Source organism: Rhizobium sp. AN80A (genome assembly GCF_030053015.1).
Taxonomy (GTDB): Bacteria; Pseudomonadota; Alphaproteobacteria; order Rhizobiales; family Rhizobiaceae; genus Rhizobium; species Rhizobium metallidurans.
The window spans coordinates 3,047,424-3,070,888 of record NZ_JASJPX010000003.1 but is presented as its reverse complement, the minus strand read 5'-3'; the positions used below and the strand labels follow the sequence as shown (position 1 = coordinate 3,070,888).

Genomic DNA, 23,465 nt, shown 5'->3' with positions numbered 1-23,465 from the left:
CAACATGTTCATGGCTACGGGAGTGGCTCCATTGGCTTCGAACATGTGACGGCGCATGTGATTACCTCCATCTGTGGATGAAGGCATCCGATACTATTCTTCCCTTCGTTGCAAGGGCGCGATGGCGGTTCGGCTCACGCGTTTTCCGCTTCCAGCACCTTTTTCAGCTTGCCGAAGGCGAGGCGGATGCGGGATTTGACGGTGCCGAGCGGCAGGCCAGTCGATTCGGCGATTTCGGAGTGTGATTGGCCGAGGAAGAAGGCGGCGCGGAGCATTTCGCGCTGTTCCTCGGGCAATTGGCTCACCGCTTCACGAACTTGTGCATCGCGATCGCCATTGGCGACGATCTCGTCGGCGCCGATCTCGGGCGACGGCTGCAGAGCCGGATCGTCTTCGTCGAGGATGCGGGCGCGGGCGCGGCGCTGCAGGTCGATGCGGCGATTGCGGGCGATGCGGAAGAGCCAGGTCGACAGCGACGAGCGCGACGAATCGTAAAGAGCGGCCTTGTGCCAGAGCACGATCATCACTTCCTGAACGAGCTCTTCCGCCTCGCTCGCCGTCATTTTCTGCCTGAGAAGCCAGGATTTCAGGCGTGGGGCGAAATAGTCGAACAGGATGGCGAACGCCTGCTGGTCGCGGCGTTCCGCCACAGCCCCGGCTAGGGCAGCGAAGCGCTGTTTGTCCTCGGCGTCCATTCCCTTCAAAGCCCCCTGGCTCCGCGAATTCCTTAACGGATTTCCATACCTTAATGACCTACATCGGATTTCCGAAACGTCAAACTCTTGCCTTTATCTTTATGTCTTAAATTCCTTAAGAGCGATGGTTTCAGATCGTTTTCGGACCACATCATCCCGAGCGTTAATCCGGCGCTCAACATTGACACCCGGGTGGAAATGGCACAGGCACGGACTTCTCGCGACCTGCGTTGACGCTTTGGTAACCTGAATTAAGTCAAAATAAAGCAGATCGTGATTATGCGCCGCCCGCTCGCTCGGGCTCGAATCGCAAGAACCGGCAGGAATATCCATGTTTGTAAAAAGTACCGTACTCGCCCTTTCCCTCGTTCTCGCCGGCGCCGGCATCGCATCCGCTCAGTCCAAGAAGCCCGCCGCCGCGGAGCAACCCGCCGCCGCCGCTTCCTCGGCGCCGACCCGCATCCAGCAGTTCCAGGCCTGGGGCGCCTATTCCTACAAGCAGGGCTCCAGCACCGTCTGCTACGTTCTCTCGGTACCGACCGAAAAGAAGCCCGCCGGCATCGACCATGGCGAGAACTTCTTCATCGTCTCGCAGCGCCCGGGCCAGAACATCTCCTACGAGCCGCAGGCGATGATGGGCTACACCGTCAAGGACGCCTCGAAGATCGACGTCATCATCGACAACAAGACCTTCGTGATGTTCACCAAGGACAGGGCCGGCTGGGTCGAGAACGCCGCCCAGGAACCGGCGCTCGTCGCCGCCATGAAGGGCGGCCGCTCGATGACCGTCAACGCCGTCTCCCGCAAGGGCACGCAGACCTCCTACAGCTACTCGCTGGCCGGCATTTCGGCGTCGCTGAAGCAGATCGAAAGCTGCAAGTAAGCGCTGGCGGCACACCCTGGATTTTCGAAGGCCGGCCTTGCGCCGGCCTTCGTCGTTTCCATCTATAGTGACGGATGGCAAAAATGATGCTAAAGGCGCGCACAACAGCGGATGGATCGCGGCTCGGCCGCCAAGGTCCGCATTCACTTTCTGCCTTCATGCCCGTTCCGCCCGCCAGTCGTTGAGACTATCGGGAGGATCGCATGTTGAATTCGGGATTAGATGAAATGTCCGTCATGGATGCGATGACCGTTCTCAAGCCCGCGGGCAACCAGCCCGCGCGCGGCGAAGCCCTGCCGAAGCCCTCGCTGATCGGCCTCACCCGCGAGGAAATGGGACAGGCACTGCGCGAAAAGGGCGTGCCGGACAAGCAGATCAAAATGCGCGTGGCGCAGCTGTGGAACTGGATCTATGTGCGCGGGGTCTCCGACTTCGACCACATGGCCAATATCTCCAAGGACATGCGCGAGACGCTGAAGACGCATTTCACGATCGCAAGACCCGAGATCGTCGAGGAGCAGGTCTCCAACGACGGCACCCGCAAGTGGCTGCTGCGCTTTCCGCCGCGCGGCGCCGGTCGTCCCGTCGAGATCGAGGCGGTCTATATTCCCGAGGAAGGGCGCGGCACGCTCTGCATCTCCAGCCAGGTCGGCTGCACGCTCACCTGTTCCTTCTGTCACACCGGCACGCAGCGCCTTGTGCGCAACCTGACGGCGGAGGAAATCCTGTCGCAGCTCCTGCTCGCCCGCGACCGGCTGGGCGACTTCCCCGATCGCGAAGCGCCGCAGGGCACGATCATGCCGGCCGAGGGCCGCAAGGTTTCGAACATCGTGATGATGGGCATGGGCGAGCCGCTCTACAATTTCGACAGCGTCAAGCAGGCGCTCCTGATCGCCACCGACGGCGACGGACTTTCCCTTTCGAAAAGACGCGTCACGCTCTCGACCTCTGGTGTCGTTCCCGAAATCTTCCGCACCGGCGACGAGATCGGCGTCATGCTGGCGATCTCGCTGCATGCCGTGCGCGACGACCTGCGCGACATCCTGGTGCCGATCAACAAGAAGTATCCGCTGAAGGAGCTGATCGACGCCTGCCGCAAGTATCCGGGGCTGTCCAACGCCCGTCGCATCACCTTCGAATATGTGATGCTGAAGGACGTCAACGACAGCCTGGAGGATGCCAAGGGGCTGATCCAGTTGCTCAAGGGCGTGCCGGCGAAGATCAACCTCATTCCGTTCAACCCATGGCCGGGCACCAACTACCAGTGCTCCGACTGGGCGCAGATCGAGAAGTTCGCCGATTTCATCAACTCGGCCGGCTATGCCTCGCCGATCCGCACGCCGCGCGGCCGCGACATTCTCGCCGCCTGCGGCCAGCTGAAGTCGGAATCGGAGCGCATGCGCAAGACCGAGCGTCTGGCCTTCGAGGCGATGATGATCGCCAATCACGGCTCGGACGACTGACATTCGCGTGAGTGATCAGCAAGTTTGATCCTAACAGCATCTTCTGATGATTGATTTCAGGGCCCGCTTTTCCTACAAGCGGCCCAAAATCATAGTTGGAGGATACCCATGCGTTCCGTACTGCTCGCCGCCGTGGCCGCGACACTTGCCCTTTCCCTTCCCGCGAAAGCCGAAGACGTGACCGTCGCCGTCACCGCGATCGTCGAACATCCGGCGCTCGACGCCGCCCGCAAGGGCGTTCTCGACGTGCTGACGGCATCAGGCTACAAGGAAGGCAAGAACCTCAAGTTCGTGTTCCAGTCGGCGCAGGGCAATCCCGCGACCGCCGCCCAGATCGCCCGCCAGTTCGCCGGCGACGGCCCCAACGTCATCGTGCCGATCTCGACCCCTTCGGCGCAGGCCGTGGTCTCGTCGACCCGCGACATCCCGGTCGTCTTCACCGCCGTGTCCGATCCGCTCGGCGCGCAACTGGTCAAGAACATGGACAAGCCCGGCGGCAACGTCACCGGCCTCTCGGACATGTCGCCGGTTGCCGAACACGTGGCGCTGATCAAGGAAATCCTGCCGAACGCCAAGACGATCGGCTACCTCTACAATTCCGGTGAAGCGAACTCGGTATCGCTGCTCGCGGTGCTGAAGGTCGAGGCCGAAAAGGCCGGCCTCAAGGTCGTCGAATCCGCCGCCACCAAGTCCGCCGAAGTGCAGGGTGCCGCCCGCGCCCTCGTCGGCCGCGCCGATGCGATCTACGTGCCGACGGACAACACCATCATCTCGGCGCTCGAGGGTGCCGTGGCCGTCGCCGAAGAGGCCAAGCTGCCGCTCTTCACCGCCGACACAGATTCCGTTTCGCGCGGCTCGGTCGCCGCTCTCGGCTTCAACTACTACGACGTCGGCAAGCAGACCGGCGAGATCGTCGTTCGCATCCTGAAGGGCGAGAACCCCGGCGACATCCCGGTCAAGGTCGCCGCCGGCAGCGATCTCGTCATCAACAAGGGTGCGGCCGCCAAGATGGGCGTGACGCTGCCCGAGAGCGTGCTGAAGCGCGCGACGAAGACGATTGACTGAGCCAGTCACCATCAACACCTGAATGATCAGCCGCTCCCGTTTGCACGGGGGCGGCTGATCGCATAGAGATGAAGACCCTCTCTGGCCTGCCGGCCATCTCCCCCACAAGGGGGAGAAGACCCGTGGCACCCGTCTGCCCCAATCGTGGCAGGGCGGATCGGCTGGGTTAAGCCCTCCCCCTTGTGGGGAGGGTTGGGAGGGGTCTTTGCCACGGAAACAGCACAGGAAAGGGCAAAAGCCTTGAGTCAGATCGCATTCTGGGGAGCCGTGGAGCTGGGGCTGGTCTATGCCTTCGTCGCGCTCGGCGTTTACCTCGCATTCCGTGTGCTCGATTTTCCGGATCTGACCGTGGACGGCTCGTTTCCGCTCGGCGCCGCCGTGACCGCGGTGCTGATCATCGCGGGCGTGAACGCCTGGCTGGCGGCGCTGATCGCCATGGCGGCGGGGGCGGCCGCCGGCATGGTCACCGCCATGCTCAACGTCCGTTTCAAGATCCTCAACCTGCTCGCATCGATCCTGACGATGATCGCCCTGTTTTCCGTGAACCTGCGCGTCATGGGCAAGCCGAACGTCGCGCTGATCAATGCCGACACGATGATCAGCCCGTTCTTCGGCCTCGGCTTGCGCGATTTCTACGTGCGGCCGCTCTTCGTCGGCGTGCTTGTCGTCGTCGCCGTCATCGTCGTCTGGCGCTACCTCGAGAGCGATTCCGGTCTGGCGATGCGCGCCACTGGCGCAAATGCCCGCATGGCCCGCGCCCAGGGCGTCGATACCAACCGCCAGATCTATCTCGGCATGGCGATTTCCAACGCGCTGGTGGCGCTCGGCGGCGCGCTGTTCGCGCAGACCAACGGCTTCGCCGACGTGACCTCCGGTGTCGGCACCATCGTCGTCGGCCTTGCCGCCGTCATCATCGGCGAGACGCTGCTCGGCCGGCGCGGATTGCTGATCGCGCTGATCGGCTGCGTCATCGGCTCGATCCTCTACCGCATCGCCATCCAGCTGGCGCTGTCGAGCGACGTCATCGGCCTGCAGGCCTCCGACCTCAATTTCGTCACCGCGGCCCTGGTCACGGTTGCGCTCATCCTTCCCCGCCTTCGCCGCGGAGGTGCCTCGTCATGATCACGCTCAAGGATATCAAGGTCGTCTTCGGCAAGGGAACGCCGCTGCAGAAGCAGGCGCTGAACGGCGTCAGCCTGACGATCGAGGAAGGCTCGTTCGTCACCGTCATCGGCTCCAACGGCGCCGGCAAGTCGACGCTCTTGGGCGTGCTCGCCGGCGATGTGCTGGCGAGCGAGGGACAGGTGATGATCGGCCACACCGACGTCACTCGCAAGCCGACCGCGGCGCGCGCCGGCCTCGTCGCCCGCGTCTTCCAGGACCCGCTGACGGGAAGCTGCGGCGCGCTGTCGATCGAGGAGAACCTGGCGCTGGCGGCACGGCGCGGCGAGCGGCGCGGGCTGACCTCGGCGCTTGGGCCACGCCGGCGCGAGCATTTCCGCGAACGCATCGCCGAACTCAATCTCGGCCTCGAGACCCGGATGAAGGACCGCATGGATCTTCTCTCCGGCGGCCAGCGGCAGGCGATCTCGCTTGTCATGGCGACGCTTGCCGGCTCCGAGGTATTGTTGCTCGACGAGCATACGGCGGCTCTCGATCCAGGGATGGCCGAGTTCGTCATGGGGCTCACCGACCGCGTGGTCTCGGAGCGCAAGCTGACGACGCTGATGGTGACGCACTCGATGCGCCAGGCGCTGGACTACGGCCACCGCACCATCATGCTGCATGGCGGCGAGATCATGCTCGACGTGTCGGGCGACAGCCGCAAGGACCTGCAGGTCGAAGACCTGATCGACATGTTCCGCAAGATGCGCGGCCAGACGCTCGACGACGACGCGCTGCTGATCGGCTGATATCAGCGCGCCTGGGTGAAGAAGATCTTGGCCGCGAAGACGGAGAAGACGCCGGCGAAGGTGTAGTCCATCCCGCGCAGCACCTTCCTGTTGTTCTGCAGCCAGGTCGCCAGCCAGTCGGAGGCGAGCACGACGAGCGCGTTCACCGGCATGCCGATGACGATGAAGAAGAAGCCGAGGAAGAGCAGCTTCTGCGTGACATCAGGATCACCTGATGTGACGAACTGCGGCAGGAAGGTCATGAAGAAGATGATGACCTTGGGGTTCAACAGGTTGACCCAGAAGCCGCTCGATATGTTCGACAGCGGCGTGCCTTTCGCGTCCTCGACCTTTTCGACCGAGAGCTTGGAGCCGTAGCGGATCGCCTGAACCGCCATCCAGAGCAGATAGGCGGCGCCGCCCGTCTTCAGGATCATGAAGGCCGTCGGCGAGGCGGTGATCAGCGCCGAGATGCCGAAGGCGACCAGCATGGTATGGACGACGATGCCGAGGCTGGTGCCGAGCACGACATAGAGCGCCGGCTTCTTGCCCTGCGACAGCGCCCGGCTGATCGACAGCGTCATGTCGGGGCCGGGTGTCGCGGCCAAAAGCAGGCTGGCGGCGGAAAAGGTCAGAAGCGTCGGCAGGCTCGGCAGAAAATCCATTGCACACTCTTGAAGCCGGATGTGAAAGCAATGTCTCATATCCGGGTTTCAGGAAATGCACCAATCAAACCTTCTAATAGGCCCGATCGCTTCAGCTCTTACTTGCCTTCGAGAAACGCCTTGAAGCGCTCGGCATAGTCGGGATGCCAGCGCGACAGCGGCGGGCGGTTCTCGATGATGTCGCCGATCGCCCAGGCCATGCGGCGCTCGTCGACAGGGCGGGCGACGTCGTTGTCGGGGCAGAGGATATAGAAATCGCCCTTCTCGATGCTCTCGATCATGAAATCGACCGTCTGTTCCGGGGTCCAGGCGGCGGCGGGCTTATCGGCGCGGTCGCCCTTGGTAAGCCCTGTGAAGACGAAGCCGGGGATCAGCAGGTGGGCGGAGATTTTGCCGCCCTTGGTGTTGCGCAGCTCGTGCTCCAGCGCCTCGGTGAACACCTTCACGCCTGACTTGGAGACGTTGTAGGCGGGGTTGCCGGGTGGCGTGGTGATGCCCTGCTTGGAACCGGTGTTGATGATCAGGCCCGGCTCACCATGGGCGAGCATGCCGGGGCCGAAAGTACGCGTGCCGTTGACGACGCCCATCAGGTTGACGCCCAGGATCGCGTCCCAGCCGCTGTCGGCGCTGAAGATCGAGGTCTCCGGCCCGATGCCGGCATTGTTCATCAGCACATGCACCTTGCCGAAGCGCTGGACGACCTGCCGCTCCAGCGCCCGCAGCGCCGCCTTGTCGGAGACGTCGGTCTCGACAGCCATGACGTGGTCGTCTCCGGACATGGCCGCGACCGCCTTTGCCGCAGCGGCCAGCCGGTCGGCGCCGAGATCGGCGATGACGACGTTCATGCCCTTTGTCGCGAAGTGCTTGGCGGCCGCCAGGCCGATGCCAGAGGCGCCACCGGTGATGACGGCGACGTTGGAGGGCTTGATGATATCGGTGAGATCGGTCACGGCTTCAGCCTTTCGCCTGGGATTGTTCGCTCGCGGCCAGATATGGTAATCTCGAAGGGCAAGTCAAACCACTGGCAAGCGGATCGCGGGAGCCTAGATGATCAGGGTCATGTCGGTAACGATCGATGATCGCATGGAAGATTTCATCGAAGAGCAGCTCGGCGATGGCCGTTACGCCTCGGCGGGCGAAGTCATCGATCACGGCCTTCAGCTCTTGCGCGACCAGGCCGAGATCGAGGCGATCCGGGCAGCCATCATCGAGGGCGAGCAGTCAGGCGAGCCGGAGGAATTTGACGGCGAGGCATTCCTGAAAGAGGTGCATCGCAAATATATCCGCTAGGAGCTCCCGCATGGGCAGGCTGGAAACGATCCGCCTCGACGCGCAGATGGAAGAGTTCATCGATACACAGTTGCGGGACGGCAATTACGGTTCCGTCGACGAGGTCGTCGATGCGGCATTGCGTGTGCTGCAGCACAAGGCCGAGCGTGATGCGATCGAGGCGGCGATCATGGAGGGTGAGCAATCGGGCGTTCCGCGCCCCTTCGATTTCGATGCATTCATAAAGGCAAAACGCGTGCGACGCGCTCGATGATCAGGCAATTCGTCTCAGCGATCGCGCGGTCGGCGACCAACTCACCATCATCCGCATCCTGCATCGTCGCATGAACATCGCAAAGCACCTCTAGCGGCCCGGTTTCTCGACGTCCTTGCCCTTGCGTCCGGCGTCAATCTCGCTAAAAGTGCCCGGCGATACCGGGTCTTGCGGCTGGCCGCGACCCTCCTGGCACAACGGATCTCATCATCATGGCATCGCACAAAGACGTAAAGAAAGTCGTCCTCGCCTATTCCGGCGGTCTCGACACCTCGATCATCCTGAAGTGGCTGCAGACCGAGCTTAACGCCGAAGTCGTCACCTTCACGGCCGACCTCGGACAGGGCGAAGAGCTCGAGCCGGCGCGCAAGAAGGCCGAGATGCTTGGCATCAAGGAGATCTATATCGAGGACGTGCGCGAGGAATTCGTGCGCGATTTCGTCTTCCCGATGTTCCGCGCCAATGCCGTCTACGAAGGCGTCTACCTGCTCGGCACCTCGATCGCCCGCCCGCTGATCTCCAAGCACCTGATCGACATCGCCAGGAAGACCGGCGCCGACGCCATTGCGCACGGCGCCACCGGCAAGGGCAACGACCAGGTTCGTTTCGAGCTCTCGGCCTACGCGCTGAACCCCGACATCAAGATCATCGCTCCTTGGCGCGACTGGTCGTTTAAGTCGCGTACCGACCTGCTCGCCTTCGCCGAAGCCCACCAGATTCCGGTTGCCAAGGACAAGAAGGGCGAAGCGCCGTTCTCCGTCGACGCCAACCTGCTGCACTCCTCTTCCGAGGGCAAGGTTCTGGAAGATCCGGCTGTCGAGGCGCCCGAATATGTGCACATGCGCACCATCTCGCCGGAAGCGGCACCCGACAAGGCCACCATTATCAAGGTCGGCTTCGAGAAGGGTGATGCCGTCTCGATCAACGGCGTGCGCATGAGCCCGGCGACGCTGCTCGCAGCACTCAACACTTACGGCCGCGACAACGGCATCGGCCGCCTCGACCTCGTCGAGAACCGCTATGTCGGCATGAAGTCGCGCGGCGTCTACGAGACCCCCGGCGGCACGATCCTGCTGTCGGCTCACCGTGCGATCGAGAGCATCACGCTCGACCGTGGTGCCGCCCACCTCAAGGACGAGATCATGCCGCGCTACGCCGAGCTGATCTATTACGGCTTCTGGTTCTCGCCGGAGCGCGAGATGCTGCAGGCGCTGATCGACAAGAGCCAGGAGCATGTCGAGGGCGAAGTGACGCTGAAGCTCTACAAGGGCAACGTCATGGTCATCGGTCGCGAAAGCGACAAGTCGCTCTACTCCGACAAGCTGGTTACCTTCGAGGACGACCAGGGCGCCTACGACCAGAAGGACGCCGCCGGCTTCATCAAGCTCAACGCGCTGCGCCTGCGCACGCTGGCCAAGCGCAATCTGGTCAAGTGATCGACTGCTGATCTGGTTTCGAAAGGCCCGCCTCGCGCGGGCCTTTTTGTATTCGGCTGCTGCTTTTGCATGGGGTGGACGGCGCGCACCACGAAACCCCGCGCGGAGCGAAGCTCGGCGACGGCGGCGGACCCAAAAACGGGAACGGGCAGACGGCATTGTATGGGTGGTATGTGTGTCAGGCGGTCCGCCTGCCCGGCTGCTTCGAGGTTTCCGGGTCGTCCGGGCCGACAGGAGCGTCTCTCGGCCTTTCCTTGCCGGATGGATATCAGGCCCCGACGGCCTTCGATCCACCTCTGACAACCATCACTGAACGCCGGATGCCAACCTTGGCGTTACCGGTTCGCGAACCCGGCTCCCTGTCCAATGACCTGGACAGTGTGTGGCGATCGCGGGCGACGGGGATGAAAAACTGTCGCGAATTTCGCTATGCTGCTGATAATGTCGCGATGTTTCTTGTCCATGGCGCGAAATTTTCCCCGTTGCGACGGGATGAAGGAAGCAGATGGACCGCGCGCCGCCCACTGGTAATTCCCACGCATTTCCGCCATATACAGCCCGAACGGACATGGATCAGAGACAAATGAGCGCAACGGTCGAATTCGCGAGGATGAACGGGCTTGGCAACAAGATCCTGGTTGTCGACATGCGCGGGCGCACCGACAAGGTGACGCCTCAGGCCGCCATCGCGCTCAATGCCGATGCCGAGACTGCGTTCGACCAGATCATGGCGATCCATGATCCGAAGGCCGAGGGCACCGATGCCTGGATCGACATCTTGAACTGCGACGGCACCAAGGCGCAGGCCTGCGGCAACGGCACGCGCTGCGTGGTGCAGGCGCTTTCGGCCGAAACCGGCAAGAAGGTCTTCACCTTCCAGACCGTCGCCGGCATCCTGAATGCCGTCGAACTCGAGGACGGGACCATCTCGGTCGACATGGGCAGACCGGTGTTTCAGTGGGACAAGATCCCGCTGTCGGAAGAATTCTTCGATACCAGCCGCATCGAGTTGCAGATCGGCCCGATCGACAATCCGGTGCTGCACTCTCCCTCGGCCATGTCGATGGGCAATCCGCATGCGATCTTCTGGGTCGACAGGGATCCGATGAGCTTCGATCTGGAGCGTTTCGGACCGCTGCTGGAGAACCATCCGATGTTCCCCGAAAAGGCAAACATCACGCTGGCGCAGGTCACGTCCGAGAGCAGCCTGCGCACCCGCACCTGGGAGCGCGGCGCGGGCCTGACGCTCGCCTGCGGTTCGGCCGCCTGCGCCGCCGGCGTTTCCGCCGCGCGCACCGGCCGCACCGGGCGCAAGGTGACCATCGACGTCGCCTCCGCGCCGAGCCGGCAGCCGCTCGTCATCGAATGGCGGGACGACGACCATGTGGTCATGACCGGCCCGGCCGAATGGGAATGGTCCGGCACCGTCGATCCCTCAACCGGCGCGTGGCGGCGCGATGCGGCCGAGGTTCCGGGGGCGGACGCCAAGTGAGTGGGGTCGAGGTCATCACCTTCGGCTGTCGTCTGAATACCTACGAATCCGAAGTGATGCGGGCCGAGGCCGAGAAGGCCGGGCTCAACAACGCGATACTGGTCAACACCTGCGCCGTGACAGGCGAGGCCGTGCGCCAGGCGCGCCAGGCGATCCGCCGCGCGCGTCGCGACAATCCCGAAGCCCGCATCATCGTCACCGGCTGCGCGGCGCAGACCGAGAAGGAAACCTTCGCCGGGATGGTCGAGGTCGATGCGGTGCTCGGCAACGAAGAGAAGCTCAAGAGCGCCAGTTACCGCGCGCTTCCGGATTTCGGCGTCTCGGCCGAAGAGAAGCTGCGCGTCAACGACATCATGAGCGTCAAGGCGACCGCGCCGCAGATGGTCAAGCATATCGACGGCCATGTGCGCGCCTTCATCCAGGTGCAGAACGGCTGCGACCACCGCTGCACTTTCTGCATCATCCCCTATGGGCGGGGCAATTCGCGCTCGGTGCCGATGGGATCGGTTGTAGACCAGGCGCGCAAGCTTACCGAAAGCGGCTATCGCGAGATCGTGCTGACCGGCGTCGACGCCACCAGCTACGGCGCCGACCTGCCGGGCGAGCCGACGCTCGGGCTGCTGGCGAAGACGCTGCTGAAGCAGGTGCCGGATATCCGGCGTCTCAGGCTGTCGTCGATCGACAGCATCGAGGCGGACCGGCATCTCCTCGATCTCATCGCCGACGAAGCGCGCTTCATGCCGCATCTGCATCTGTCGCTGCAGCATGGCGACGACATGATCCTGAAGCGGATGAAGCGGCGGCACTCCAGCGCCGATGCGCTCGAATTCGTCAACGAGGTCAGAAGGCTGCGGCCGGAGATCTCGATCGGCGCCGACATGATCGCCGGTTTCCCGACCGAGACGGAAGAGATGTTCGACAACGCGGTGAGGCTCGCCGAGGACGCGCAAATCGCGCATCTCCACGTCTTCCCCTACAGCCCGCGACCGGGAACACCGGCGGCACGGATGCCGCAGCTCGACCGGCGGCTCGTCAAGGAACGGGCGGCGCGGCTGCGCGCCACTGGACATATGCTGCATCAGTCCCATCTCGACGGCATGGTGGGCACGCGGCAATGGCTGCTGGTGGAAAACAACGGACTGGCGCATACGGAAAACTTCACGCTTGTCGCGGCACCGGGGCTCAAGCCACGGGCGCTGGTCGAGGTCGATATCATCGGCCACGACGGCAAGCACCTCGACATGCAACTGACGGCCGCCGACGCGGCCTGACCTGACGGAATTCTCATGGCGTTCAGCTTCATCAAAAAGGTCTTCACCTTCGGCCCCGACAAGACGGCGGAAGAGCAGACGCCGGATACAGTCGAGACCAAGGCCCCCGAGGTCGCGATCGAGCCGGTCGCGGAGACACCGGCCTCTGCGGATGTAACGCCGCCGCCCGCGCCGGTGGACGACCTGCCGCTCGCCGCCGATCCGGTGCTGCCGGAAGAGATGGACACCGCGGGCGGACCTTCGGCCGATCGTCAGGATGTCGCCGAGGACGAGGTTTCCGAGGATTTGCCGACGGCGCTGGCGACCGATGATGTCGGGCTGGTGCCGTTGTCCTTGCTGGAGGCCGAGGCGGAGGCGGAGGCGGAAGTCGCCAGCGTCGAGGATGCGATACCCCCCTCTGTCCTGCCGGACATCTCCCCCACAAGGGGGGAGATCGACTCGCGGGAAGCTCCCGACCAGACCCCTCATGTTGATGAGAGTGGCAAGGCCGAGCCGTCAACCGACGAAACGATCGAGGATGAAACGAGCGATCCCGCCCAGCCAATCTCCCCCCTTGTGGGGGAGATGCCCGGCAGGGCAGAGGGGGTATCGCACCCTCCGAGTCAGCTTCTATCGACTCCACCGAACCACGTCCGACCGACACCGACGCCCCCATCCTCCCCAAGGGCTTCTCCACCGCCGCCGCGACCCCCGAATCCGTCGCCATCGTGGCCCCGGCCAAGCTCAACTGGTTCCAGCGCCTGCGCGCCGGCCTGGCCCGCACCTCCTCGCAGCTGACAGGCCAGATCTCGGCGCTCTTCACCAAGCGCAAGCTCGACGACGACACGCTGCAGGATCTCGAGGACCTCCTGATCCAGGCCGATCTCGGTGTCGAGACGGCGCTGCGCGTCACCGATACGCTGGCGTCGGAACGCTACGGCAAGGACGTGTCGGGCGAGGATGTGAGCCGGATCATGGCGGCCGAGATCACCAAGGTGCTGAAGCCGGTCGCCAAGCCCCTGCAGCTCGATCTCAGCCACAAGCCGCATGTCATCCTGGTCGTCGGCGTCAACGGCACCGGCAAGACCACCACGATAGGCAAGCTCGCCGCCAAGCTCTCCGGCGCCGGACTGAAGGTGATGGTGGCGGCCGGCGATACGTTCCGCGCCGCGGCGATCGAGCAGCTGAAGATCTGGGCCGACCGCACCAAGTCGGAATTCGTCGGCACCAAGCTCGGCGCCGATGCGGCGGGGCTTGCCTATGACGCCTTCGAGCAGGCCAGGCAGAAGAAATGCGACGTGCTGATCATCGACACGGCCGGCCGCCTGCAGAACAAGACCGAGCTGATGGCCGAGCTCGAGAAGATCGTACGCGTGCTCGGCAAGCTCGATCCCGACGCGCCGCACACCGTGCTGCAGACGCTCGACGCAACTACCGGCCAGAATGCCCTGAGCCAGGTCGAGATCTTCCGCAACGTCGCCGGCGTCAACGGCCTGATCATGACCAAGCTCGACGGCACGGCGCGCGGCGGCATCCTCGTCGCCATCTCCGCCAAGCACAAGCTGCCGGTCTATTTCATCGGCGTCGGCGAAGGCGTGGACGATCTGGAGCCCTTCGAGGCCGAGGATTTCGCCCAGGCGATCGCGGGGCTGGGAGAGGCGCGGGGCTGATCGGCCCGATCAGCGCGGTGCCATTGCCGTCAATGGCGATTGATGCCACAGATATGCCCGCAACGGCGCGCAAGCGTCGCGGATCAAGACTAGACCCAAGACTACACCAGGGAACGGATTAGGGACCTCATGACGACCGAAAGCGATATCACCCCGTCGGCTGCCGACAAGCATCATCCGATGCTCAAGCTGGCGCTGGAGCTTGGGCCGTTGCTGATCTTCTTCTTCGCCAATCTGCGCGGCCCCTGGCTGGTCGAGAAATTCCCCGTCCTGGCCTCGCTCGGCGGCCCCCTCTTCGTCGCCACGGCCCTGTTCATGGCGGCGACGGTGATCTCGCTCACCATCTCGAAGATCGTCCTCAAGCACCTGCCGGTCATGCCCTTCGTTTCGGGCGTCGTCGTTTTGATCTTCGGCTCGCTGTCGATCTATCTGCAGGACGAGACCTTCATCAAGATGAAGCCGACGATCATCAACGCGCTGTTCGGCCTGACGCTGCTCGCCGGGCTTCTGTTCGGCAAATCATTGCTCGGCTACGTCTTCAACGCCGCCTTCCAGCTCGACGCCGAGGGATGGCGCAAGCTGACGGTCCGCTGGGGCCTGTTCTTCCTGTTCCTCGCCGTTCTGAACGAGATCGTCTGGCGCAACTTCTCCGACGACACCTGGGTCGCCTTCAAGGTCTGGGGCACGATGCCGATCACCATCCTGTTCACGCTGGCGCAGATGCCGCTGATCATGAAGCACACGATCGCGCCCGAGGGAGAAGCCGGCCAGTGACAGCGCTCGGAGCGGCGGAGAGAGCCAGGAACCAGACCTTCTGGTTCATCGCCTGCCTGGCCGTTCTGCTGGCGCAGATCGTCGCCGAATATCTGATGGGGCGCACGCTGATCTGCACCTGCGGCTATGTCAAGCTGTGGGAGGGCACCGTCAATTCCAGCGGCAACTCGCAGCACATCTCCGACTGGTACACGCCGTCGCACATCATCCACGGCTTCGTGTTCTACGGTCTGGCGCATCTCGTGCTGCGCGGCAAGCCGATCGCGATGAAACTGCTCCTGGCGGTGGTGATCGAATCCGGCTGGGAGCTTCTGGAGAACTCGCCCATCATCATCGACCGCTATCGCACCGCGACGATCTCGCTCGACTATTACGGCGACAGCATCCTGAACTCCGCGATGGACACCGTGTTCATGGCGCTCGGCTTCTTCTTCGCCTGGCGCGCGCCGGTCTGGCTGACGGTGACGCTCGCCATCTTCTTCGAGCTCTTCACCGGCTACATGATCCGCGACAACCTGACGCTCAACGTGCTGATGCTGGTCTGGCCGCTGGAAGCGGTGAAGACGTGGCAGGGCGGGGCCTAGAGCAGCCGGCAGCTGGCTCCAGGCCCTGACTCAAATCCTTAGAACGTCGCCGTCTTCGGGTCCGGCCCCATGCGTGCCGTGCTGCTGTCGAGCTTGGCGATCTCGGCCATGTCGTCGCCATCGAGCTTGAAGTCGAAGACCTGGAAGTTCTCGACGATGCGCGACGGCGTCACCGATTTCGGGATGACGACGAGGCCGCTGTCCATGTGCCAGCGAATGATCACCTGCGCCGGCGTCTTGCCGTGCTTCTGAGCGATCTTGGCGAGAACCGGGTGGGCGATCAGCTTGCCCTGGCCGAGCGGGCTCCAGGACTGCGTGGCGATGTTGAGCTTCTTGTGCGCTTCCTGCGCGATTTTCTGCTGGAAGTCCGGATGCAGCTCGATCTGATTGATGACGGGCACGACGCCGGTCTCTGCAATCAGCCGTTCGATATGTTCAGGATAGAAATTCGAGACGCCGATCGACTTCGCCCGGCCCTCTTCGCGCAGCTTGATGAAGGCTTTCCACGTATCGACATAGGCGTCGCGGTTTGGCGCCGGCCAGTGGATGAGGTAGAGGTCGACGTAATCGGTACCCAGCCGCTTCAGGCTGTTGTCGAACGCCTTCAGCGTCGTCTCGTAGCCCTGCTCCGAATTCCAGAGCTTGGTCGTGAGAAAGATGTCCTTGCGGTCGACGCCCGACGAGCGGATGCCCTCGCCGACGCCCTCTTCGTTTTCATAGACGGCGGCCGTATCGACATGGCGATAGCCGGCCTCGATGGCCGCGCGTACCGCCGGTGCCGCCATGTCGTTGGGCGTCTGCCAGACGCCGAGGCCGACCTGGGGTATGGAATGCCCGTCGTGAAACGTGATGATGGATTGCTGTGCCACAATAAATCTCCGCGAAAGCGATGAATGGAACGGGGCGTGTTGAACGGCGACCGTGCCGCCGTTTCCCGAAGCGCCTCTCAGCCCGGGCGCCGGTCGCATTGCATATAGGTCAGGCGGGCGGCGATATCACCCCTCGCCCGCGCCAGCTTCATAAAACCCTGACGACCGTACCCTTGCGCAGATGCGGCAATATCCGGTTCATGTCGCGCCGATGAACGGCGATGCAGCCCTCCGTCGGCTGGTAGCCGGGGCGGATCAGGTGGAAGAAGATCGCCGAGCCGCGATTGCGGACGCGCGAGGTGACGTTCCAGTCCATGACCAGGCAGAGGTCGTAGAGCCCGTCGTCGCGCTTCATCTTTTCGTGGCTTTTGCCAAACGGCGCCCTGACCAGCCTGTTGTAGTTGGCGTCACCGGGCTGATCGCACCACAGCATGTCGGCGCGGATCAGGCGAATCGGTAGCCGGGTTCGCAGGCCGGAGATTCTTTCGCCGCGCGCGAAGCCCGAAAGCAGCCGCATTTCGCCGATCGGAGTGGCGCCGTCGCCTTCACGCTTGCGTGTGGTGCGCCCCGAGCGACCAACCGCGGCGGGCACCGTGATTGTCCCGAATTGCAGCAAAGCCCGGCTTTTCTGCCCCGGTGACGGTCGAACGGTGATGATCCTTGGTTGTATAGACGGTTTCCGCCTTGTTTTTTCCATGTTTCTCACATGTTTTTGCAATTGCCGGGGCAGTGATTGAAATCATATAGCACCATATACGACAACAGCTTGGTATCCTGATCTTTGCCAACATCCTAAAGTTGGCGTAGGAGTAAGGGGACCAGATGGCGAGGGACATAGCCGCATGACAGCACGCACCATTTTGTTGGTGGATGATGACGACGACCTCCGCGAAACCCTCACGGAGCAGCTCGCGCTCTATGACGAGTTCACGGTTCTCCAGGAATCCACGGCTGCCAAGGGCGTCGAACGCGCCCGCGCGACGGCCATCGATCTCCTGATCATGGATGTCGGCCTTCCCGATATGGATGGCCGCGAGGCGGTGAAGCTCTTGCGCAAGGGCGGCCTCAAGGCGCCGATCATCATGCTGACGGGCCATGACACCGATTCGGATACGATCCTCGGCCTCGAGGCCGGCGCCAACGACTACGTGACGAAGCCCTTCCGCTTCGCCGTGCTGCTTGCCCGCATCCGCGTGCAGCTGCGCCAGCACGAGCAGAGCGAGGACGCCACCTTCAGCGTCGGACCCTATGTCTTCAAGCCGAGCCAGAAGTTGCTGACCACGGAAAACGGCCAGAAGATCCGCCTCACGGAAAAGGAAGCGGCGATCATCCGCTATCTCTACCGCGCCGAACAGAAGGTCGTGACCCGCGACGTGCTGCTCGAGGAAGTCTGGGGCTACAATTCCGGCGTCACCACCCACACGCTGGAAACCCACGTCTACCGCCTGCGCCAGAAGATCGAGCGTGATCCGTCGAACGCCGAAATCCTGGTCACGGAAAACGGCGGCTACAAGATCGTACCGTAGCCATGGCGCTGAATGACGATATCCAGCTGCTGGCGCAGCTTCCGCTTTTCAACGGAATGTCGGAGGATCAGCTGCGGCTGATCGCCTTCGGCGCGGATCGGCGCGTGATCTCCAACGGGCAGATGCTTTTTCGCGAAAGCTCTCCCGCCGACAGCGCCTACGTCATCGTCAGCGGCAGCGTCGAACTGAGCCACACCGGACGCGACAACAAGCCTGAGGTTCAGGCGGTTGTCGGGTCCGGCACGCTTTTGTCGGAGCTTGCGCTGGTGACGCTGGTCGAGCGCAAGTTCACGGCGATCGCCCGCGAGGACACGGCGATCATCCGCATCACCCGCGCGCTGTTTCACCGGCTGATCGAGGAATATCCGGATGCGGCTTTGCTGATCCAGCAGCGCATCCGCGACAATATCGCAGCCCTGGCGGCAAAGGCCGCCGCCGAGCTTCACCGCTTCGCCTGAGGCTCTTTTCGACGTTTAAAGATCGAAATGCGCCGTCACCGGCACGTGGTCGGACGGCCGGTCCCAGCCGCGCGCCTCTTTCAGGATCTCGACGCGCTGCAGATGCGGCCCGAGGTCGTGCGACGACCAGATATGGTCGAGACGCCGGCCGCGATCGGCCGCTTCCCAATCCTTGGCGCGGTAACTCCACCATGTATAGAGCTTCTGCGTCTCCGGCACGTTCTGCCGCATCAGGTCCAGCCACTGGCCGCGCTTCATCACCTCGAGCAGCCCCTCGGTCTCCACGGGCGTGTGGCTGACGATCTTCAACAGCTGCTTGTGCGACCAGACGTCGTGTTCCATCGGCGCGATATTGAGATCGCCCACGAGGATCGCCGAGGTATTGGCCTCGCCATCGGCCTTGAGCAGCTTCATCTCCTCGATGAAATCGAGCTTGTGGCCGAATTTCGGATTGATCGTCCGATCCGGCTCGTCGCCACCGGCCGGCACATAGAAATTGTGAATGCGGATGCGCTTTCCCCCGCGCTCGAACACCGCCGAAATATGCCTGGAATCGCCGACCTTGCAGTAATCCTGACGATGGTCCTCGGTGAGCGGAAAGCGCGAGGCGATCGCCACCCCGTGATAGCCCTTCTGGCCATGGATGATCACATGCTCGTAGCCCATCGCCTTCAGCGGCGCCAAGGGAAACAGCTCGTTCGGCACCTTGGTTTCCTGGAGGCAGATGATATCGGGGCGATGCTTGAGGACGAGCTGCTCGACGATCGGCATGCGCAGCCGGACCGAATTGATGTTCCAGGTGGTGATCGAGAAGCCCATTGCGCTGCCTTTTCCAGTTCCGTTCGACTGGCTTTAGAGCAAAGGCCGCATGGATGGAACGGACGCGCGTGAAGAAAATGGAGGGAGAGGCGCGCTGGTCCGGGAGACGTGCCTAGCGCTTCCGGGATTGCTATCCAGGAGGATAGCCGGCTTGCGCGGCGAGGCCGGTCGATACGATCGCCGGGCGATCACATCCTAATTATATCAACCGGTTGGGAAGATTTGGAGCGGGCGAAGGGGTTCGAACCCTCGACCCCAACCTTGGCAAGGTTGTGCTCTACCACTGAGCTACACCCGCTCATAATCCCGACGGCCTGTGGTAGTTTGGAGGACCATGGGCGCCACCTTGCGGCGACGGGCGCTATATCGCCCAAACGATTTTCAAATGCAACAGGGAAATGACGGAAAGGCGAAGAAAAATTTGAAAAGCTTTTCCCGCCCCACCTAAAATGCCGCAAATGCAGGGAAAAGCGGCGAACAGGCACGTTGCAAAAAACCGGAGGGAGACGTAATCAGGGGGCGCCTTATCCCATTAGAGTGCTGGAACGAGCCATGACCGAGAAGACGCCGAAGACCGCAGCCGAACTCTACGCCTTTCTCGACGGGCTCGGCATCAGGCACAGCACCAAGACGCATGCGCCGGTCTTCACGGTGGCCGAATCGGTGGCGCTGCGCGACGAGATTCCCGGCGGCCACACGAAGAACCTGTTCGTGAAGGACAAGAAGGACCAGTTCTTCCTGCTCACCGTCGAGGAAAATGCCTCGGTCGACCTGAAGACGGTGCATACGCTGATCGGCGCCGCCAGCAAGGTGTCGTTCGGCAAGCCGGAAAAGCTGATGGAATATCTCGGCGTCATTCCCGGCGCGGTGACCGCCTTCGGCGCCATCAACGATTCCGATCACAAGGTCACATTCGTTCTTGATGCCGATCTGATGAAGGACGAGATTATCAATTGCCATCCGCTGTCCAACGACGCGACGACGTCGATCGCAAGCGCCGACCTCGTGCGCTTCATGGAAGCGACCGGTCATACGCCGCTTGTCTTGAAAGTGACGTCCTGACATACGATTTTAACGCTAGAAAAGCCGGCTGACCGGCGCGGCGGGAGATACTCATGAGCGGCAACGACAACCCCTACAGCAATTCCTTCGGCCAGATGTCGGCAACGGCGAGCTATGGCGGCGCGCCCGCGGCACCCGCCCAGGCAGCGGCGCCGGCACCGGTGGCGGCCGGCGGCTACATCAAGGATACGACGACGGCGACCTTCGGCAAGGACGTCATCGAGGAGTCGCGCAACCAGCCGGTGCTCGTCGATTTCTGGGCGCCCTGGTGCGGCCCGTGCAAGCAGCTAACACCCGTGATCGAAAAGGTGGTCAACGAGGCCCAGGGCCGCATCAAGCTCGTGAAGATGAACATCGACGATCATCCCTCGATCGCCGGCCAGCTCGGCATCCAGTCGATCCCCGCCGTCATCGCCTTCGTCGGCGGCCGTCCAGCCGACGGCTTCATGGGCGCGGTGCCCGAAAGCCAGATCCGTGAATTCATCGATCGCGTGGCCGGTCCCGCTGGCGCCGATCAGGCCGCCGAGATCGAGGCCGTCCTCGTCGAGGCCGACGGCCTGCTCGCCAATGGCGACGTCAATGGCGCGGCACAGCTCTACGGCGCCGTCATGCAGGCCGACCCGGAGAATGCCAGGGCGCTGGCCGGCATGGCGCAGTGCATGATCGCCGCCAACCAGCACGAGCGCGCGCGCGAGGTACTGAGCGAGCTGCCGGAGACGATGGCGGCCGATCCTGCGATCCAGGCGGTGGTGAAGAAGCTGGAACAGATCGAGGAAGCCCGCAAGCTCGGCGACCCCGTGGCGCTGGAAAATACGCTCGCCGCCAACCCCGACGATCACGAGGCGCGCATCAAGCTCGCCAAGATCCGCAATGTCGAGGGCGCACGCGAGGAAGCGGCCGATCATCTGCTTTACATCATGCGCAAGGACCGGACCTTCGACGACGACGGCGCGCGCCGTCAGCTGTTGCAGTTCTTCGAGGTCTGGGGCTTCAAGGACCCGGCCAGCGTCTCGGGACGCCGCAAGCTTTCGGCTCTGTTGTTTTCCTAAGGCACGCGGGCGCGCGCGACATTTCGCCCCGCGCTTTGCCGCCGCCGACCCTTGCGTTTTCGGCAACGTACCCCACATTCCCTTGGATGCGGGCGCGTGATTTAGGCCCGCCGATTATGCGGGACGAGTGCCGATGCAAGTGGGCAATGCACGATATCTGAAGAGCGGCGATGTGCCCGACACGATCGCCGTCTTCCCCTTGACCGGTGCGCTGCTGCTTCCCACCGGCCAGCTCCCTCTCAACATCTTCGAGCCGCGCTATCTCGCCATGTTCGATGCCGCGATCGCAGGCAACCGGTTGATCGGCATGGTGCAGCCGGCGCTCGGCGACAGCGACGAGAAGCACAGCGAAGCCAATCTCAGCGCCGTCGGCTGCGTCGGCCGCATAACCTCCTTCGCCGAAACCGGCGATGGCCGCTACATCGTCTCGCTGACGGGCGTCTGCCGCTTCCGGCTGCTCGACGAGAAGGAGACGCACCAGCCTTACCGCACCTTCCGCATCGCGCCCTTCATCTCCGATTTTTCGGCGCGCAACGAGGAGGACGCGGTCGACCGCGCAGCCCTTCTCGCCGCCTTCAAGGCCTATCTCGAGGCCAACAAGCTGGAGGCCGACTGGGAGAGCGTGGAGCGCGCCAGCAACATGACGCTGGTCAATTCGCTGGCGATGATGTCGCCCTTCGGCCCGGCGGAAAAGCAGGCGCTGCTGGAGGCGCCCGACCTCAAGACACGGGCGGAAACGCTGATCGCGATCACCGAGATCGTGCTTGCCCGGGTCTTCGGTGACTCGGACACGATTTTGCAGTAGAAGCGGTCGCATGGACGAAAAACTGAGCCGCGTCGATCCCAAGCTTCTGGAACTGATGGTCTGCCCGCTGACCAAGGGGCGACTGACCTATGACCGCGAGCACAACGAGCTCGTCTCCGAAAAGGCAAAGCTCGCCTACCCGATACGCGACGGCATTCCGATCATGCTGGTGTCCGAAGCGCGCGAGATCGAGGAATAGATCAAGCCCTAAATTCGCTCACCTGCCAGCAGGCGCGGGTTGCCCGCCGCCGTCGTGCCGGCGGCCTGGTCGATGAAGTAGGATTTGAGGCCCGGCAGGCGGTCGACGAGGCCGAGGCCGAAGTCGCGGGCGATGCGGATCGGCGCGAGATCGTTGGAAAACAGCCGGTTCAGCACATCGGTCGTCACACCCATGCGGAAAGTGTCGAAGCGGCGCCAGGCCTGGTAGCGCTCGAGAATGTTGATCGAGCCGATATCGAGGCCGAGGCGATCGGCCTCGACGATGGTTTCGGCAAGGGCCGCCACATCCTTGAAGCCGAGATTGAGGCCCTGGCCGGAGATCGGGTGGATACCGTGGGCGGCGTCACCTGCCAGCGCCAGGCGCGGCGCGACGAAGGCGCGCGCCAGCGTCAGGCCGAGCGGGAAGGCGCGCTTGTCGCCCACCACCTTCAGCGCGCCGAGCTTGTGGCCGAAGCGGCGCTCCAGTTCTTCCTCGAAAATCAGGTCGTCGGAGCGCACCAGCCGGTTGGCGTCCGCCGTCGTTTCCGTCCACACCAGCGAGGAGCGGTTGTCCTTCAGCGGCAGGATGGCGAAGGGGCCGGACGGCAGGAAATGCTCTTCGGCGCAGCCATTGTGCGGGCGCTCGTGCTCGACCGTGGTGACGATGCCGGACTGGCCATACTCCCAGTGCACCGTCTTGATGCCGGCCAGATCGCGCAGGTGCGAGCGCACGCCGTCGCAGGCGACCACCAGTCTGGTCTCGATCGTGCCGCCGTCGGAGAGCGTGATCTCGGCGTGGGTATCGAGCGTCTTCAGGCCGGTGGCGCTGAGACCGTGGGTGATCTCGATGCCGAGCCGTTCGCAGGCGCCGCGCAGCGCGCCGACCATGGCGACGTTCGGGATCATGTGGGCGAAGGGCTTGCCGTCCTCGACCTCGCCGTCGAAGGTCAGAAACACGGGGCGGACGGGATCGGAGGTCTTGGAATCGGTGACGATCATCTTGGTGATCGGCTGCGCCGTCGGCTCGATCTCGTTCCAGATGCCGAAAACGTCGAGCATCTTGGTGGCGGCGGCGATGATGGCGGACGCGCGCGGGTCCTTGCGCCAGACGTGCTCGGGGGCTGCTTCGACCACCGCGACGTCGAGATGCGGCGCCGCCTGCTTGACCGCGACAGCCATGGAGAGCCCGACATACCCCCCGCCAACCACAAGCATGTCACGCATAACGCCCGTCCCGTTCTTTTAGAATATCCTATTGATCTATATA

The 23,465-nt window shown here is 63.3% G+C and carries 25 protein-coding genes, 1 tRNA gene and 1 pseudogene; 19 read left to right on the top strand and 8 right to left on the bottom strand.

Features of this window, described 5'->3' with window-relative positions; all coding sequences use genetic code 11:
* Positions 1–134: 134 nt before the first annotated feature.
* Positions 135–695, bottom strand: coding sequence for a sigma-70 family RNA polymerase sigma factor (locus P3R82_RS26765; RefSeq protein ID WP_183902681.1), 561 nt, complete (start codon positions 693–695; stop codon positions 135–137).
* A 331-nt stretch (positions 696–1,026) separates the two neighbouring features.
* On the opposite strand from P3R82_RS26765, the gene P3R82_RS26760 reads away from it, so the two are divergent.
* The 5 genes from P3R82_RS26760 (at position 1,027) to P3R82_RS26740 (ending at position 6,019) form a co-directional block, all read left to right on the top strand.
* Positions 1,027–1,578: an invasion associated locus B family protein gene (locus P3R82_RS26760; RefSeq protein WP_183902682.1), complete on the top strand. Its 552-nt coding sequence runs from the start codon at positions 1,027–1,029 to the stop codon at positions 1,576–1,578.
* Between the two features lie 227 nt (positions 1,579–1,805).
* Entirely contained in the window at positions 1,806–3,041 is a 1,236-nt protein-coding gene (rlmN, locus tag P3R82_RS26755) for a 23S rRNA (adenine(2503)-C(2))-methyltransferase RlmN (protein WP_283195964.1), read from the top strand.
* Positions 3,042–3,149: 108 nt separating this feature from the next.
* Positions 3,150–4,106, top strand: coding sequence for an ABC transporter substrate-binding protein (locus P3R82_RS26750; protein ID WP_283195963.1), 957 nt, complete (start codon positions 3,150–3,152; stop codon positions 4,104–4,106).
* Positions 4,107–4,346: 240 nt separating this feature from the next.
* Positions 4,347–5,228, top strand: a complete 882-nt coding sequence (locus tag P3R82_RS26745) for an ABC transporter permease (protein WP_283195962.1) — start codon at positions 4,347–4,349, stop codon at positions 5,226–5,228.
* Positions 5,225–6,019, top strand: a complete 795-nt coding sequence (locus P3R82_RS26740; RefSeq protein WP_283195961.1) for an ABC transporter ATP-binding protein — start codon at positions 5,225–5,227, stop codon at positions 6,017–6,019. Before P3R82_RS26745 ends, P3R82_RS26740 begins: the two co-directional genes overlap by 4 nt.
* A 2-nt stretch (positions 6,020–6,021) precedes the next feature.
* Here P3R82_RS26740 and P3R82_RS26735 read toward each other — a convergent pair whose 3' ends face one another.
* On the bottom strand, positions 6,022–6,663 hold the full coding sequence (locus P3R82_RS26735) for a LysE family translocator (protein ID WP_283195960.1): 642 nt from the start codon (positions 6,661–6,663) through the stop codon (positions 6,022–6,024).
* 98 nt (positions 6,664–6,761) lie between these two features.
* Positions 6,762–7,613: an SDR family NAD(P)-dependent oxidoreductase gene (locus P3R82_RS26730; RefSeq protein WP_283195959.1), complete on the bottom strand. Its 852-nt coding sequence runs from the start codon at positions 7,611–7,613 to the stop codon at positions 6,762–6,764.
* 97 nt (positions 7,614–7,710) lie between these two features.
* On the opposite strand from P3R82_RS26730, the gene P3R82_RS26725 reads away from it, so the two are divergent.
* From P3R82_RS26725 to P3R82_RS26690, 8 genes and pseudogenes are all read left to right on the top strand, one after another.
* Positions 7,711–7,953 (top strand): type II toxin-antitoxin system ParD family antitoxin, encoded by a 243-nt coding sequence (locus tag P3R82_RS26725; protein WP_283195958.1) that lies wholly within the window; start codon positions 7,711–7,713, stop codon positions 7,951–7,953.
* A 10-nt stretch (positions 7,954–7,963) separates the two neighbouring features.
* Positions 7,964–8,206: a type II toxin-antitoxin system ParD family antitoxin gene (locus tag P3R82_RS26720; RefSeq protein WP_283195957.1), complete on the top strand. Its 243-nt coding sequence runs from the start codon at positions 7,964–7,966 to the stop codon at positions 8,204–8,206.
* Between the two features lie 212 nt (positions 8,207–8,418).
* Positions 8,419–9,642 (top strand): argininosuccinate synthase, encoded by a 1,224-nt coding sequence (locus tag P3R82_RS26715; protein ID WP_183899911.1) that lies wholly within the window; start codon positions 8,419–8,421, stop codon positions 9,640–9,642.
* A 583-nt stretch (positions 9,643–10,225) separates the two neighbouring features.
* Positions 10,226–11,134, top strand: coding sequence for a diaminopimelate epimerase (gene dapF, locus P3R82_RS26710; protein WP_283195956.1), 909 nt, complete (start codon positions 10,226–10,228; stop codon positions 11,132–11,134).
* Positions 11,131–12,405: a tRNA (N(6)-L-threonylcarbamoyladenosine(37)-C(2))-methylthiotransferase MtaB gene (gene mtaB, locus P3R82_RS26705; RefSeq protein ID WP_283195955.1), complete on the top strand. Its 1,275-nt coding sequence runs from the start codon at positions 11,131–11,133 to the stop codon at positions 12,403–12,405. Before dapF ends, mtaB begins: the two co-directional genes overlap by 4 nt.
* A gap of 15 nt (positions 12,406–12,420) precedes the next feature.
* Positions 12,421–14,054, top strand: a pseudogene (gene ftsY / locus P3R82_RS26700) (signal recognition particle-docking protein FtsY).
* Between the two features lie 129 nt (positions 14,055–14,183).
* The gene (locus P3R82_RS26695) at positions 14,184–14,828 is read left to right on the top strand and encodes a septation protein A (protein ID WP_183899915.1); all 645 of its coding nucleotides are present in this window, start codon (positions 14,184–14,186) and stop codon (positions 14,826–14,828) included.
* Positions 14,825–15,412 carry a DUF2585 domain-containing protein gene (locus tag P3R82_RS26690; protein WP_183899916.1) on the top strand — a complete coding sequence of 196 codons (588 nt, stop codon included), beginning with the start codon at positions 14,825–14,827 and terminating at the stop codon, positions 15,410–15,412. Before P3R82_RS26695 ends, P3R82_RS26690 begins: the two co-directional genes overlap by 4 nt.
* Before the next feature lie 38 nt (positions 15,413–15,450).
* Here the strand turns inward: P3R82_RS26690 and P3R82_RS26685 are convergent, their stop codons facing one another.
* Together P3R82_RS26685 and P3R82_RS26680 are read right to left on the bottom strand one after the other, a co-directional pair.
* Positions 15,451–16,281: an aldo/keto reductase gene (locus tag P3R82_RS26685; RefSeq protein WP_283195954.1), complete on the bottom strand. Its 831-nt coding sequence runs from the start codon at positions 16,279–16,281 to the stop codon at positions 15,451–15,453.
* Positions 16,282–16,429: 148 nt separating this feature from the next.
* Positions 16,430–16,951: a L,D-transpeptidase gene (locus P3R82_RS26680; RefSeq protein ID WP_283196430.1), complete on the bottom strand. Its 522-nt coding sequence runs from the start codon at positions 16,949–16,951 to the stop codon at positions 16,430–16,432.
* 172 nt (positions 16,952–17,123) lie between these two features.
* Here P3R82_RS26680 and P3R82_RS26675 point away from each other — a divergent pair, with 172 nt between their 5' ends.
* Both P3R82_RS26675 and P3R82_RS26670 read left to right on the top strand, forming a co-directional pair.
* Positions 17,124–17,807, top strand: a complete 684-nt coding sequence (locus tag P3R82_RS26675) for a response regulator transcription factor (protein WP_183899918.1) — start codon at positions 17,124–17,126, stop codon at positions 17,805–17,807.
* 2 nt (positions 17,808–17,809) lie between these two features.
* Complete coding sequence (locus P3R82_RS26670; protein ID WP_018901914.1) at positions 17,810–18,265, top strand: cyclic nucleotide-binding domain-containing protein; 456 nt, start codon at positions 17,810–17,812, stop codon at positions 18,263–18,265.
* A gap of 15 nt (positions 18,266–18,280) precedes the next feature.
* On the opposite strand, the gene P3R82_RS26665 is transcribed toward P3R82_RS26670, so the two are convergent.
* Both P3R82_RS26665 and P3R82_RS26660 read right to left on the bottom strand, forming a co-directional pair.
* Positions 18,281–19,084: an exodeoxyribonuclease III gene (locus tag P3R82_RS26665; RefSeq protein WP_283195953.1), complete on the bottom strand. Its 804-nt coding sequence runs from the start codon at positions 19,082–19,084 to the stop codon at positions 18,281–18,283.
* Between the two features lie 223 nt (positions 19,085–19,307).
* A tRNA-Gly gene (locus P3R82_RS26660) sits at positions 19,308–19,382 on the bottom strand.
* 254 nt (positions 19,383–19,636) lie between these two features.
* On the opposite strand from P3R82_RS26660, the gene P3R82_RS26655 reads away from it, so the two are divergent.
* The 4 genes from P3R82_RS26655 to P3R82_RS26640 all read left to right on the top strand — a co-directional run bounded on the left by P3R82_RS26655 (position 19,637) and on the right by P3R82_RS26640 (position 22,199).
* A complete protein-coding gene (locus tag P3R82_RS26655) occupies positions 19,637–20,146 on the top strand; it encodes a prolyl-tRNA synthetase associated domain-containing protein (protein WP_183899921.1) in 510 nt (169 codons plus the stop codon).
* A gap of 53 nt (positions 20,147–20,199) precedes the next feature.
* Positions 20,200–21,195 (top strand): thioredoxin, encoded by a 996-nt coding sequence (gene trxA, locus P3R82_RS26650; protein WP_283195952.1) that lies wholly within the window; start codon positions 20,200–20,202, stop codon positions 21,193–21,195.
* 133 nt (positions 21,196–21,328) lie between these two features.
* Positions 21,329–22,000 (top strand): LON peptidase substrate-binding domain-containing protein, encoded by a 672-nt coding sequence (locus tag P3R82_RS26645; RefSeq protein WP_183899923.1) that lies wholly within the window; start codon positions 21,329–21,331, stop codon positions 21,998–22,000.
* Between the two features lie 10 nt (positions 22,001–22,010).
* Entirely contained in the window at positions 22,011–22,199 is a 189-nt protein-coding gene (locus tag P3R82_RS26640; RefSeq protein ID WP_018901898.1) for a Trm112 family protein, read from the top strand.
* Positions 22,200–22,207: 8 nt separating this feature from the next.
* On the opposite strand, the gene P3R82_RS26635 is transcribed toward P3R82_RS26640, so the two are convergent.
* Positions 22,208–23,422 (bottom strand): ubiquinone biosynthesis hydroxylase, encoded by a 1,215-nt coding sequence (locus P3R82_RS26635; RefSeq protein WP_283195951.1) that lies wholly within the window; start codon positions 23,420–23,422, stop codon positions 22,208–22,210.
* Positions 23,423–23,465: the final 43 nt, after the last annotated feature.